The organism is Pantoea sp. NPDC088449, assembly GCF_044753225.1.
Classification (GTDB): domain Bacteria; phylum Pseudomonadota; class Gammaproteobacteria; order Enterobacterales; family Enterobacteriaceae; genus Pantoea; species Pantoea floridensis.
The window spans coordinates 107,104-120,658 of sequence record NZ_JBIVMT010000006.1 but is presented as its reverse complement, the minus strand read 5'-3'; the positions used below and the strand labels follow the sequence as shown (position 1 = coordinate 120,658).

Below are 13,555 nucleotides of genomic sequence, written 5' to 3'. Positions count from 1 at the left end.
TGTTCCTCCTGGTTGAGCGAGATTAGCCCAGCGTCGGCATGCTGAACTCAGAGACGGTTTGCTGGCCGCTCGGCCAACGCACGGTGGCGGTTTTCATGCGCGTGTAGAAACGCACGCCGTCTGGACCATGCACGTTCAGCGCACCAAACACCGAACGCTTCCAGCCGCCGAAGCTGTGGAACGCCATCGGTACCGGAACCGGTACGTTAACGCCCACCATGCCCGCTTCCACGTTCTGTACGAATTCGCGCGCGGTGTGACCGTTGCTGGTAAAGATGGCGCTACCGTTGCCAAACTCATGGCTGTTAACCAGCTGCAGCGCGCTATCGAAATCTGTAGAACGCATGATGCTTAATACCGGCCCGAAGATCTCTTCGCGCCAGATGGTCATGTCTGAAGTCACGTTATCAAACAGGGTGCCGCCCACGTAGTAACCTTCAGCGTGACCTGCTACCTCAACACCGCGACCATCAACCACCAGCTTCGCGCCTTCCTGCTCGCCTTTATCGATATAGCCCAGCACTTTCTTCTGGTGCGCGGCAGAAACCACCGGCCCCATTTCATTCTCTTCGGCACCTTTCTGAATTCCCGGGCCGATGCGCAGCGCTTTAATCAGCGGCGTCAGGCGTGCAATCAGTTTGTCAGCCGTATCGTCGCCCACCGCCACCACCACCGGCAGCGCCATGCAGCGTTCACCAGCAGAGCCAAACGCGCCGCCCATAATGGCGTTCACGGTGGCATCAAGATCGGCATCTGGCATCACGATAGCGTGGTTTTTTGCCGCGCCGAATGCCTGAACACGTTTACCGTGGGCGCTGGCGGTTTTGTAGATATGCTCAGCCACGCCGGAAGAACCGACGAAGCTGACTGCCGCGATGCGCGGGTCTTTATACAACTGCTCGGCATCTTCGTTAGACGAGTGCACCACGTTGAACACACCATCAGGCAGGCCCGCTTCTTTCAGCAGTTCGGCCATACGCACCGAGGCCGAGGGATCCAGCGCCGGTGGCTTGAGGATGAAGGTGTTGCCGCACGCCAGCGCGATGGGGAACATCCACAGTGGCACCATCGCCGGGAAGTTGAATGGCGTGATACCCGCCACCACGCCCACGGGTTGCATCAGCGAGTAGCTATCAACGCCGGTGCCCACGCTGGGTGAGTTTTCACCTTTAATCAGATGCGGAATACCGCAGGCAAACTCGATCACTTCAATACCACGCGTCAACTCACCCAGCGCATCTGACCACACTTTACCGTGCTCAGAAACAATCAGTGCCGCCAGCTCATCGCGGTGTTTTTCCATCAGGGCTTTGAAGTTGAACATCACACGGGCACGACGCAGCGGCGCGGTTTTCGACCATTCCGGGAATGCAGCATGGGCGACTTCAATCGCTTTTTCCACTTCCGCAGCGGTGCTCTGCGTCAGTTCGCGCACCACTTTGCCGGTCGCCGGATCGTACACGGGAATGGTTTCATTGCTGGCGCTATGGGTAATTTTTCCGCCGATAAAGTTTCCTACGATAGTCATGTCGTTGCCTCTTAGATGTGAAGTTCCCTGCAGACAGCCGGTTCAAACCGCAACGCTGCGTGAGCAGGCAATACTTAAAGCGTGCTATGAAGCTATAGCAATGAAATAAATTTTTCAAATACTTCTTTTTGGAAAATTTCCTTTTAGCGGCATGGATCGCATTTTTTCGCTGGCGGTTTTCAAGCGGCTGTAAACCAGCCTGCAGCGCTGACGTACCGGCATTTTTCCGCGGCTGAAAACGCGGCACACTAAGCCGCTGAGTGGACAGAATTTGTGCCACAAATCCAGTCACAACATACAACGCGAAACGAAATATGAAATTTTTGCGAGACAGATCCAATATCTGATATTTCATAATTCAATAATAATGAAATAAATGTTTTCTTTGCTGCATATTATCTGCATCACCCTACAGGAGCCGCAAATGGCCATCGATCCAACCCGTTTCTGTATTAACCGTAAAATTGCCCCCACGCTTTCGCTGGAAGCCTTCTTTCAGCTGGTACAGCGTTTAGGATTGAATAAGGTTGAGCTACGTAATGACATGCCGAGCGGTAAGGTGACCGATGATCTTAGCGCGGCAGCGCTGCGGGCGCTGGCGGATAAGTATCAGATTGAGATCGTCACGATTAATGCGCTCTACCCGTTTAACCGTGCCGATGATGCGCTGCTGGCAAAAGCCGAAGCGCTACTTCAGGAAGCGCAAGCTATTGGCGCAAAAGCGCTGGTGATGTGTCCGCTGAATGAAGGGATTGAGATATCGCCGCAGCAGACGCTTGAAGCGCTGCAGGTGCTCGCACCGCGCTTTGAAAAATACGGCATTCAGGGATTAGTGGAACCGCTGGGCTTCCCGGTGAGTTCGCTGCGTTCAGCGGTGCAAGTACAGACGTTGATTCAGCAAGCCAAAGTCCCGTTTAAGGTGCTGCTCGATACCTTCCATCATCACCTGTATGAAAACGCGGAGAATGAGTTCCCGCAGGAGATCAATGTTAACCATATTGGCCTTGTGCACTTGTCTGGCGTGGAAGATACCCGACCGACCGCGCAGTTAACCGATGAAGAGCGCATTATGCTCAGCGACCGTGATGTGCTGAACAGCGTGGCGCAGGTAAAACGTCTGGAGATACTTGGCTACAAAGGACTCTACGCGTTTGAGCCGTTTTCATCGACGCTGGAGAAGTGGGACACCGCAGAGATTGAACGCCAGATACGCCACAGCATCGAATTGCTGCAAGCCTAAACGAACCCTTATCTGTGTCTCTTAGACACTTTTGCTAGTGTTGGCCTCGGTCGGAGGCCCTTTTTTTATCCCACATACATCTGAAAGTCCCGGTGCGCATGAATGCGCACCCTACGGGTTTTGTAGGGTCGTCATTTATGGCGACCGCCAACTACGCATTCTCTTTGATCTCTGCTGCGGCGGTTTCCGGCATTCTTTTGATCATGCGCAGCGTGCAAAACAGCGCTAAACACACCAGCAGCGCGGTAAGAAAATAGACCAACGACACGCCGGCATAGCTCATGATGAAACCGGCAATCGGGCCGGTGATGCCGAGGGACAAATCCATAAACGCGGTATAGGTGGCGAGCGCGCTGCCCTGATTCTGCTGCGGTACCACTTTCACCGCCACCACGCCAATTGCCGGGAACACCAGAGAAAAACCGGCGCCAGTAAGGAATGCCCCCGTCTTCGCCATCCACGGATCAAACGAACCGGCCACCAGAAACAGGCCAATCGCCTCCACCGCAAAGCAGATACTCGCCACGCGCAGCCCGCCCAGTTTATTGATGGCGTTGGGAAACAGCAGGCGCGTACCGACGAACGCGGCACTGAACATGGTCAGCGCGAAAGCCGCCCCGCCCCAGCCTTTATCCTGATAAAACAGCGTGATAAAAGTGGCGATAACGCCGAATCCGGCAGAGCCCATCGCCAGAATCAGACCAAAACCGTACACCTTGCTCAGCACATCACGAAACGGCAGCGGCTTGGCTTTGCTGCCTTTCACCGCTGCTCGCGGCAATGCCAGCGCAATGGCTAACAGACAAATAGCGATGATGATGCTGGAGAGCAGCAGTAAACCGCCGCTACGGAAGATCACGACGCCGAGCGGCGCACCAATCGCCATCGCCCCATAAGTGACGATACCGTTCCAGGAAATCACCCGGCCGATATGCAGCGAGCCGACGCGCGCCACGCCCCACAGCGAAGTTCCGGTACCAGAAAAACTTTGACCCACGCCTAAAATCACGCGGCCGAGGCACAGCAACACCAGACTCAGCACGCCCTGCCCATCGCTCAGCGCCGATAAAAGAATACAGATACCGCTCAGCAAGCAGCCCACCAGCCCAATCACCACCACCTTTTTCGGTCCCCACACATCGGCATAGCGCCCGGCGTGTGGGCGACTCAGCAGCGTGGCGATGTATTGCAGGCTAATCACTAATCCCGCCCAAAAGGCGTTATAACCCAACCCATCATGGACAAAACCCGGCAGCACCGCCAGCGGCAAACCGATGGTGAGATAGCTGGCAAAGTTGAACTTCACGATGGAGAGAATCAGTAAGTTAAGGCGAAAACGGCCGTGTTCAGGTGCGGCGGCGGGCAGGTCAGGCATGAGTAATTGCGCTCGTGGGTGACGGAATTTTTATAACAGAAGGATAACTATACGCCTTTTGCCGCGCTGCGCATCAGTGGAATGCCCAGGTTTATGGTCATCATTTCGTCATATCGCCCTCGTAGACTCGCCGTCATCAAATCCCAAAGAGGATGAAAATCTGATGACGCTCCTGATTTCTACGCAGGCGCGCGTGCCTGACGCCCACTCTCGCAAGGGAGGTGGCCGATGACGCATGCCGCGCTGCCTATTGAACTGAAAAATCTCAGATGGTCAGTGGGTAACCTGACTATTCTGCACGATCTCTCTCTGACCATTCCCGCCGGCGAAATCCTTGCGCTGCTCGGCCCAAGCGGCTGTGGCAAAAGCACGCTGCTAAAACTGCTGGCGGGCTTGCTGCAACCGACAGAAGGCGAGCTGTGGATTGGCGCACGCTGCGTCGCATCGGCACATCACTGCGATGCGCCAGAGAAGCGCAACCTCGGCATGGTGTTCCAGGATTACGCGCTGTGGCCGCATATGTCGGTGGCACAAAACGTTGCCTTCCCGCTGCGCATGCGCGGCATCAGCAAAGCTGCCGCTCGTGAACAGGCCGATGCCGCCCTGGCGCAGGTTGGTCTGGCTGATTTTGGCGATCGTAAACCGGCGCTGCTCTCCGGCGGCCAGCAGCAGCGCGTGGCGCTGGCGCGCGCGTTGGTGGCGAAACCGGCGATTTTGCTGTTCGACGAACCGCTGTCCAACCTTGACCGCGACCTGCGCGAAACCCTGGTTCATACCATGGCGGATTTGCTGCGCGCCGCGGGCATCACCGCTGTTTACGTTACGCACGACCGCGAGGAAGCCAACACGCTGGCAGATCGCATCATTCACCTGGCGCAGGGCCAGATTGTTTCCGTTACTCACCTCTCAGGGGACCGCAATGCCATCTCTCAAATCAGTTAAACGAGCCATCAGCCAGAAAGGAGCCATCAGCGCGATGATGTTGACTTCCGCTATGATGATCAACGATGCCCAGGCGCTGACGGTGTATACCGCCGGTCCGGGTTCGCTGTCGAAAAGTCTCGCCGCCGGATTTGAAAAACAGACCGGTATTAAAGTGAATATTTTCCAGGCCACGACCGGCAAAGTGATGGCACGTCTGGAGGCTGAACAGGCCAATCCGCAGGCCGACGTGCTGATCTCGGCTTCGTGGGATACCGCAGAAGATCTGCAGCAGCGTGGCTGGTTGCTGCCGTTTAACAGCGCCAACGCGGCGAAGGTGCCAGAGCAGTTCAAAACCGCTGATTACGTGGCGCAGGGTATTTCCGCGCTGGGCATCGTGTGGAATACGCAAAGCAATACGCCAGAGCCGAAGACCTGGCAGGATCTCACCGCCCCCGCCTTTAAAGATAAAGTCACCACGCCGGATCCGGCTCTCTCGGGCGCATCACTCGATCTGCTGATTGGCCTGCAAAACAGCGAAGGCGAAAAAGCCTGGCAGCTGTTTGACCAGCTGAAAGCCAACGGCATGATAATGAGCGGCCCGAACGCGCAGGCGGTCACGCCGGTGCTGCAAGGCGCCAGGGCGGCGGTGTTTGGCGCGGTCGATTACGTCACCTATAACAACATTGCGCAGGGCGAGAGCGTGAAAGTGATCTTCCCGGAAAATGGCACCGTGGTGGCGCCGCGTCCGATGATGATCCTGAAAAGCAGCCAGCACGCCAATGATGCCAAAGCCTTTATTGATTACGTCCTTTCAGATGCAGGTCAGGAGCAGGTAGCGAAAGCCTGGCTGATGCCGGCACGCACCGATATCAAAGCGCAGCGCCCGCTGTTTACCGAAATTAAGCTGTTACCCACCCAGCAGAACGGCAGCAGCGAGCGCGCGGCGGTACTGAAGCGCTTCGGCGCGCTGTTCGGGCAGTAAGCGATGTCGCGTGCCCTGAACGGATTGATTCTGCTGGCGTTGCTGCTGTTGGTGGCGCTGCCGCTGCTGTTTATCGTGCTGCAGGCGCTGTTTCCACACTTCAGCGCAGGCAGCTGGCGTGACGCCTTCAGCACGTTACCGACACTGCTGAACGATCCACAGCTGTTATCCATGTGGCTGGGCACGCTGAAAATCGGCGGCGGCGTAGCGCTGTGCAGCTTGCTGCTGGGTTTGCCGCTCGGCGCAGTGCGCGGCCTGTTCCGTCTGCCGGGCGCGGCGCTGTGGGATCTGCTGTTTCTGATCCCCTTTCTCACGCCGCCCTATATCGCGGCGCTGTCATGGACGCTGGCGCTGCAACGCAACGGCTATATCGAACAACTCACCGGCATCAATTTCGCCAGCCTGCTGTTTAGCAGCAGCGGCATGGTTCTGGTGATGACGCTAAACATCTTCCCGGTGGTCTATTTCGCGGTGTCACGCTCGCTGATGGCCAGCGGACAGCGTCTCGCCTGGGTGGCGCGCGTGCATGGCGCATCGGCATGGCGCGGTTTCTGGCACATCACCTTGCCGCTTACCTTACCGGCGCTGGCGGGCGGCGTACTGCTGGCGTTTACGCTGGCGATTGAAGAGTACGGCGTGCCCGCGGCACTCGGCGCGCAGGCAAAGCTGACGCTGATGACCGTGGGGATTGAAACCAAACTTGCCGACTGGCCGATCGATCTGCCCGGCGCAGCGTTATTGTCGCTGATGCTAAGTGTGGTGGCGCTCGCAGCGTGGTTGCTACAACGCAAACTCACCGGCAGTAGCGATGTGACGGCGGTGAGCGGCAAGCCGGTTACCCAAGAGCTGGCGCATGCCGGTCGCTGGCAGATAGTGCTGCTGCTGCCGTTTGTGCTCACGCTGCTGCTGGCGGTGGTGCTGCCGCTGGGTGCTATGGCGTTGAGCGGCCTGCTAAATACTCTCTCCGGCGGATTACAGCTCAATAACCTGACGCTGCGTCACTTTGGCGCGCTGTTTAGCCAACAGGGCGATGCGCTGGCAGCCTTCTCCACCAGCATCGGACTGGCGCTCGGAGCGGCATTGTTGACCGGCGCGATCGGTTTTCTTATCGCCTGGCGCGTATCGGAAGGCAAAACTCGCCTGCTCGCCATGATGGATGGCCTGGCGCTGCTGCCTGCGGCAATGCCGGGCGTGGTGGTCGGCGTAGGATTGATTCTGCTGTGGAATCGCGGGTTTTGGCCGGTTTCGCCCTATAACACCCTTGGGATTCTGTTACTTTCGTACAGCTGTTTGCTGCTGCCGTGGCCGGTGCGTTATGTCAGTAGCGCATTGCGCCAGCTGGCACCGACGCTGGAACCTGCCGCCCGCGTTCATGGTGCATCACGCCTGCAGGCGCTGCGTCTGATCGTATTACCGCTGGTGGCACCCAGCCTGCTGGCGGCAATGATGATGGTGTTTGCCGTAGCATCACGCGAGTTGGTGACCTCACTGCTGCTGGCACCGGCGGGCACGCAAACCGTGGCGATCTTTATCTGGCGTCAGTTCGAGCAGGGTTCGGTCGGGCAAGGGATGGCGATGGCCACGCTGACGCTGCTCGCCAGCCTCAGTCTGATGCTTGCCGCCACCGCGCTGATGCAGCGTCAGCGTCGCTGATGATAGCGGTCGCCATAAATGGCGACCCTACAATGAAACGGTGCGGATTTCGTAGGGTGCGCATTCATGCGCACCTGGAAACCTTTTTTCTGTTTGTCTTAAAATACAGAGAGTTATTTTTCATCAGCTACACTTTCCTGAGAAAAAATGTCTCAGGAGAGAGCATGAACAACCTGCTACAGGAAAAAATTGGCCAGAACATCCTGGTAAAACTGGCGATGCTGGTGATTATTCTGGCGGGCATTCGCGCCGCCTCGGACATTCTGGTGCCCTTCTTGCTGGCCAGCTTTTTAGCGATTGTGCTCAACCCGCTGGTGACGATGCTGATGCGGCGCGGCGTAAAGCGCAGCCTGGCGATTACGCTGGTGATCACGGTGATTTTCATCGTGCTGCTGCTGTTGGTGGCGGTGCTCGCCAGCTCAGCCAGCGACTTCAGTGATACCTACCCGCAAATCCGCACCCTGCTCGAACAGAAGCTCGCGGTGGTTCAGCACTTCGCCGGGCGTTTTCACATCAATATTTCCACCGATGCGCTTGCCGCGCGTCTCGACCCCAACGTCATTATGAACATGGCCACCACGCTACTCACTCAGCTCTCCGGCGCAATGACCAACGTGCTGCTGCTGATTCTTACCGTGGTGTTTATGCTGTTTGAAGTGCGCCATCTGCCGTACAAAATGCGTAATGCGATGGTCAATCCGCAGATCCGCATTGCCGGTTTGCACCGCGCGCTGAAAGGCGTGACGCACTACCTGGCGCTGAAAACCCTGGTGAGCTTGATAACTGGCGTCGCCGTTTGGCTGTCGCTGCTGCTGCTCGGCGTGAAGTTCGCGCTGTTCTGGGGCGTGGTAGCCTTCATCCTTAATTTTATCCCTAATATTGGGCCCATCATCGCGGGTATCCCGCCGTTTATTCAGGCGCTGGTGCTGAATAATATTTATGACGCCATGCTGGTGGCCGCGCTATTTAGCGCCATTCATATGGTATTCGGCAATATGCTGGAGCCGCGACTGATGGGGCGTGGACTGGGACTGTCGACATTGGTGGTATTTCTGTCGTTGATTTTCTGGGGCTGGCTGCTGGGCCCGGTGGGCATGTTGCTGTCGGTGCCGCTCACCAGCGTGACCAAAATTTTGATGGAAACCACGCCGGGCGGCAGCCGGTTGGCGATTATGCTGGGCAACGGCCGGCCGGGATCGCGGGCGCGATAACCGCTGCACATTTTCATTCCTCATTTTCAGGTCAATATGCTTGCCTAACATCGAGGTATAGCGATTTTGCCGCTGGGACATGCCAACAGCGGCAAAAGATGATCATTAAACGCAAAGCGGGATTGATCATTGACCTGTATCAGATCGGTTAATTCTTAAATCGCTAACATGCAGCGCCCGATGAAAGTGGTATGCTGCTGACGCCGCTGTTTGCCTGCTTTTAACTGCTTTAACCGACCGAGGAATGTCTGGTGCTTCCGCAAAAACGACATCGCGATTTTGGCTGGCTATTAATTGTCTGCGCCGGGTTATTACCGCTGGTGCTCGGCATCCTTTGCACCGCAATCGAAGCGCGCCACACGGTCAGTCAGCAGCAGATTTCAACGGCCAACACCTTGTTGACGCAGGCTGAAAAGATGAGCGACAACGCCTGGGATATGATCACCGAGCTGCGCCAGTACCACAATCAGCCCTGCGCACAGATTCAGGATAAGCTGCAGCGCGCCGGTACGCTCAACCCCTATTTTCGCTCCATCGGCATGCTGAATGGCGACGACATCAGCTGTTCATCCGCGTTCGGTCTGGCCCACGGCACGCTGGCCGAAATGATGATGCAGCCGCCGCCGATTACCGGCAAAGCCTGGTGGAGCGTTTCGGTGCGCGGCACGGTGGGTGTGCCCACGCGTCCCGCCGTGGTTTTTGTGCGGCAGCTTCCTGATACCAGCGGTTTTTGGGCGGTGATTGACGGCCAGTATTTGATGGATTTCATGCACGCTATCGGTGAATCGCGGGGTTATCAAATGAGCCTGCAATTTAGCGGCGGCGCGGTGATCGGCAGCGGGCCCAGCGACACGTCCCCCGAGTTGTATCTGAAAAGCGAATCTTATCAGACCGAATCCAGCCGCTATCCCATCAGCGTCAACGTTACGGTGCCCGCTTCCGAGCTGCTTAAAGCCTGGCGCCAGGCGCTGTTTATCTTCCTGCCCATGGCGGCAATTTTCTCGATTCTGCTGATGATCCTGACGGCCAACTGGCTGCGTCGGCGTATTTCATGGCGTGACGAGATTCGCCGTGCCATTCGTGGCCGCCAGTTTTCGGTGCATTATCAACCGGTTTACAGCAATAAATTTCAGGCATGTGCCGGTGCGGAGGCGCTGTTGCGTTGGCAGCTGCCGAACGGTGAGATGATTCGCCCCGATATTTTTATCAGCGCCGCCGAAGCCGAAGGGATGATTGTGCCGTTGACGCAGCACCTGCTGGATCTGATGGCGGAAGATATTCAGAGCTGGCAGGTGGATGCCGGCTTCCATATTGGGCTAAATCTGGCCGCTGAACATTTGCAGCATCCAGACTTTATCGCTGATATTGAGCAGTTTGCGGCGCGCATCAAACATAAACAGCTATGCATTACGCTGGAGCTGACCGAACGCAGCCTGATTGAAGACGGTGAAATGGTGGCACGCAAACTGCGTCATTTACGGGCGCAGGGTATGAAGGTGGCGATCGACGATTTCGGTACCGGCCACTGTTCATTGACCTATCTGCTCACCTTCCCGCTGGATTATTTGAAAATCGATCGCGGCTTTATCAATGCCATTGAGGGGTTAGACGTTGAGACGCCGGTGCTGGATGCGATTATCAACCTATGCCATAAGCTGGAACTGGATGTGCTTGGCGAGGGTGTAGAAACCGCGACGCAATTTGCGTATCTGCAGCAGCGTGGCGTGATATTTATTCAGGGCTATTATTATGCCCGTCCGATGGATAATGACCAGCTGCGTGCCTGGCTCAGCGAGCAAGGGCACAAACCGCTTCTTGTTGAGGAACACCATGAGCCTGAACTGCATCATTCTTGATGATTATCAGAACGTCGCCCTAACGCTTGCCGATTGGGCCTCGCTTGAACCACTGGTTTACACCACTTCCCTTTCTGAACATTACGCCGACCAGGATGACTTGGTTAAGCACATCGCCCATGCAGATATTTTGGTAATAATGCGTGAGCGCACGCCGCTGAGCGCCGAGCTGATTGGCCGCCTGCCCAATCTGAAACTGGTGGTCACTTCCGGCATGCGTAACGCCGCAATCGATTTAGACGCCTGCGCCGAGCGTTATATCGCCGTGTGCGGTACCGCCAGCAGCAGCGCCGCGCCCATGGAGCTCAGCTGGGGATTGTTGCTCGGCCTGGCGCGCCATATCGTGCCTGAGAATCAGACGCTGCGCAGTAACGGTGCGTGGCAACACACCTTAGGCATCAGCCTGCAGGGCAAAACGCTGGGCTTGGTCGGACTTGGCAAAATTGGCGGCGAGATGGCCAGGGTCGCGCAGGCATTTGGCATGCACGTTTGTGCGTGGAGCCAGAATTTAACCGCGGAACGCGCTGCCGAGTGTGGTGCAGAACCCATCCCGTCGCTGACGGCGCTGCTCACTAAAAGTGATGTGGTGTCGATTCATCTGGTGCTTAGCGATCGCTCGCGCCATCTGATTGATGCCGATGCGCTGGCGCAGATGAAGCCTGGCGCGCTGCTGATTAACACGTCGCGTGCCGGCATTGTCGATCAACAGGCGATGATCAGTGCGTTGCAGTCGGGTCAGCTGGCGGGTGCGGGATTGGATGTGTTTGAACAGGAACCGCTCCCTGCGGATCATCCTTTGCGCCACTTGTCCAACGTGCTGGCAACCCCGCATCTCGGCTATGTAGCTGACAGCAATTACCAGACCTACTTTACCCAGGCGGTAGAAGATATTCAGGGATGGTTGACGGCCGCGCCGCTGCGTTCACTGCTTTGATCGCCAGTCGCTAGTTAATCCCTCTATTAATGATCTTTTTTAGCCGTACGCATTGGGCGGTTTTGGTGGCTTTACTTGCGCGTTTATTCAGCAGATACACCACAGCATTAGCTAAAAAATAGACAGTTAATGGCGGAAACATGACAAATATCACACAAAATCGGTATACTCTGTCGCGGTTGGCAATCATTACCTCCCTAATAATTGCTGCGGCAGGCCAGGGGAAAACGCTTTTTCACGGCTATGCTTTAATTTTCTCAACGCCGCGGACTGTTCGCTTTAATTGAGTCCGCAGCGTTGAGGATTTTTCGAATTCCAATACAGGGTAACCTCATGAAACTACGTAGGAAGCGTGTAAAACCTATTGGGCTGGATGACGTCACGATTATCGACGACGCCCGTTTACGTAAAGCTATTACCGCCGCGTCTCTGGGCAACGCGATGGAGTGGTTTGATTTTGGTGTTTATGGCTTTGTAGCTTACGCACTGGGTAAAGTCTTTTTCCCGGATGCCACACCAGGTATTCAGATGATTGCCGCACTGGCAACCTTCTCGGTACCGTTCCTGATTCGTCCACTGGGCGGCCTGTTCTTCGGTATGTTGGGTGACAAATACGGTCGCCAAAAAATCCTTTCCATAACCATTGTCATCATGTCGATCAGTACCTTCTGTATCGGCCTGATACCGTCCTATGCCTCTATCGGCATTTGGGCACCGGTGCTGCTGCTGCTGGCGAAAATGGCCCAGGGCTTTTCGGTCGGCGGTGAATATACCGGCGCATCGATCTTCGTCGCGGAATACTCGCCGGACCGTAAGCGCGGCTTTATGGGTAGCTGGCTCGATTTCGGCTCCATCGCGGGCTTTGTGCTGGGCGCGGGTGTCGTCGTCCTGATCTCCACCATCATTGGTGAAGAGAAGTTCCTCGAATGGGGCTGGCGCCTGCCGTTCTTCCTGGCGCTGCCGCTCGGTATTATCGGCTTGTACCTGCGTCATGCGCTGGAAGAAACCCCGGCGTTCCAGCAGCACGTTGATAACCTGGAACAGGGTGACCGCGAAGGTCTGCGCGACGGCCCGAAAGTCTCTTTCAAAGAGATTGCGACCAAACACTGGAAAAGCCTGCTGGCCTGTATCGGTCTGGTGATCGCCACCAACGTGACCTACTACATGCTGCTGACCTACATGCCTAGCTACCTGTCGCATAACCTGCACTACTCGGAAGATCACGGTGTGCTGATTATCATCGCCATCATGATGGGTATGCTGTTTGTGCAGCCGGTAATGGGGATGCTGAGTGACCGTTTCGGTCGTCGTCCGTTTGTGATCATCGGCAGCATCGCGCTGTTCATCTTCGCGATTCCGGCCTTTATGTTGATCAATAGCGGCGTGCTGGGCCTGATTTTTGCTGGTCTGCTGCTGATGGCGGTGATCCTCAACGCCTTTACCGGTGTGATGGCTTCTTCGCTGCCCGCAATGTTCCCAACGCACATCCGCTACAGTGCGCTGGCGAGCGCGTTTAACATTTCGGTACTGGTGGCCGGTTTGACGCCAACGCTGACCGCCTATCTGGTGGAAGCCACCAATAATCTGTATATGCCGGCTTACTACCTGATGGTCGTGGCAGTGATTGGTTTAATCACCGGTATCTACATGAAAGAGACCGCCAACAAGCCGCTGCGCGGCGCAACACCGGCGGCTTCCGACATGGCAGAGGCGCGTGAAATCCTGCAGGAGCATCACGACAACATCGAGCAGAAAATCGAAGATATTGATGACGAGATCGCCAAACTTGAGGCGAAACGAAAAAACCTGGTGCAGCAGCATCCGGACATCAACGAGTAATCTTCCCCCACTC

The 13,555-nt window shown here is 56.3% G+C and carries 10 protein-coding genes; 8 read left to right on the top strand and 2 right to left on the bottom strand.

Annotated features, from left to right (window positions below):
- Nucleotides 1-22: 22 nt before the first annotated feature.
- A complete protein-coding gene (locus ACIP6T_RS21755; RefSeq protein WP_097095762.1) occupies nt 23-1,528 on the bottom strand; it encodes a CoA-acylating methylmalonate-semialdehyde dehydrogenase in 1,506 nt (501 codons plus the stop codon).
- Between the two features lie 424 nt (nt 1,529-1,952).
- Between ACIP6T_RS21755 and ACIP6T_RS21750 the strand changes: the two genes are divergently transcribed.
- Entirely contained in the window at nt 1,953-2,768 is an 816-nt protein-coding gene (locus tag ACIP6T_RS21750) for a TIM barrel protein (protein WP_400458870.1), read from the top strand.
- 151 nt (nt 2,769-2,919) lie between these two features.
- On the opposite strand, the gene ACIP6T_RS21745 is transcribed toward ACIP6T_RS21750, so the two are convergent.
- Entirely contained in the window at nt 2,920-4,143 is a 1,224-nt protein-coding gene (locus tag ACIP6T_RS21745) for an MFS transporter (protein WP_400458868.1), read from the bottom strand.
- 228 nt (nt 4,144-4,371) lie between these two features.
- On the opposite strand from ACIP6T_RS21745, the gene ACIP6T_RS21740 reads away from it, so the two are divergent.
- The 7 genes from ACIP6T_RS21740 to proP all read left to right on the top strand — a co-directional run bounded on the left by ACIP6T_RS21740 (nt 4,372) and on the right by proP (nt 13,542).
- Nucleotides 4,372-5,085 (top strand): ABC transporter ATP-binding protein, encoded by a 714-nt coding sequence (locus ACIP6T_RS21740; RefSeq protein WP_400458866.1) that lies wholly within the window; start codon nt 4,372-4,374, stop codon nt 5,083-5,085.
- Complete coding sequence (locus ACIP6T_RS21735; RefSeq protein WP_176519146.1) at nt 5,063-6,049, top strand: extracellular solute-binding protein; 987 nt, start codon at nt 5,063-5,065, stop codon at nt 6,047-6,049. The genes ACIP6T_RS21740 and ACIP6T_RS21735 overlap by 23 nt, the downstream gene beginning before the upstream one ends.
- Nucleotides 6,050-6,052: 3 nt before the next feature.
- Entirely contained in the window at nt 6,053-7,702 is a 1,650-nt protein-coding gene (locus tag ACIP6T_RS21730) for an ABC transporter permease (protein WP_400458863.1), read from the top strand.
- Nucleotides 7,703-7,866: 164 nt separating this feature from the next.
- Nucleotides 7,867-8,913 (top strand): AI-2E family transporter, encoded by a 1,047-nt coding sequence (locus tag ACIP6T_RS21725; RefSeq protein ID WP_345827892.1) that lies wholly within the window; start codon nt 7,867-7,869, stop codon nt 8,911-8,913.
- A 251-nt stretch (nt 8,914-9,164) separates the two neighbouring features.
- Nucleotides 9,165-10,769 (top strand): EAL domain-containing protein, encoded by a 1,605-nt coding sequence (locus ACIP6T_RS21720; protein WP_400458861.1) that lies wholly within the window; start codon nt 9,165-9,167, stop codon nt 10,767-10,769.
- Nucleotides 10,744-11,703, top strand: coding sequence for a D-2-hydroxyacid dehydrogenase family protein (locus tag ACIP6T_RS21715; RefSeq protein ID WP_400458859.1), 960 nt, complete (start codon nt 10,744-10,746; stop codon nt 11,701-11,703). The genes ACIP6T_RS21720 and ACIP6T_RS21715 overlap by 26 nt, the downstream gene beginning before the upstream one ends.
- A 333-nt stretch (nt 11,704-12,036) precedes the next feature.
- On the top strand, nt 12,037-13,542 hold the full coding sequence (gene proP / locus ACIP6T_RS21710; RefSeq protein ID WP_097095755.1) for a glycine betaine/L-proline transporter ProP: 1,506 nt from the start codon (nt 12,037-12,039) through the stop codon (nt 13,540-13,542).
- The last annotated feature ends 13 nt before the right edge of the window (nt 13,543-13,555 follow it).

Excerpts from the sequence above, each read along its gene's own strand:
- proP (WP_097095755.1), top strand. The coding sequence starts at position 12,037 with ATGAAACTACGTAGGAAGCGTGTAAAACCTATTGGGCTGGATGACGTC.
- ACIP6T_RS21745 (WP_400458868.1), bottom strand. The coding sequence starts at position 4,143 with ATGCCTGACCTGCCCGCCGCCGCACCTGAACACGGCCGTTTTCGCCTT.
- ACIP6T_RS21750 (WP_400458870.1), top strand. The coding sequence starts at position 1,953 with ATGGCCATCGATCCAACCCGTTTCTGTATTAACCGTAAAATTGCCCCC.
- ACIP6T_RS21755 (WP_097095762.1), bottom strand. The coding sequence starts at position 1,528 with ATGACTATCGTAGGAAACTTTATCGGCGGAAAAATTACCCATAGCGCC.
- ACIP6T_RS21715 (WP_400458859.1), top strand. The coding sequence starts at position 10,744 with ATGAGCCTGAACTGCATCATTCTTGATGATTATCAGAACGTCGCCCTA.
- ACIP6T_RS21735 (WP_176519146.1), top strand. The coding sequence starts at position 5,063 with ATGCCATCTCTCAAATCAGTTAAACGAGCCATCAGCCAGAAAGGAGCC.
- ACIP6T_RS21730 (WP_400458863.1), top strand. The coding sequence starts at position 6,053 with ATGTCGCGTGCCCTGAACGGATTGATTCTGCTGGCGTTGCTGCTGTTG.
- ACIP6T_RS21740 (WP_400458866.1), top strand. The coding sequence starts at position 4,372 with ATGACGCATGCCGCGCTGCCTATTGAACTGAAAAATCTCAGATGGTCA.
- ACIP6T_RS21725 (WP_345827892.1), top strand. The coding sequence starts at position 7,867 with ATGAACAACCTGCTACAGGAAAAAATTGGCCAGAACATCCTGGTAAAA.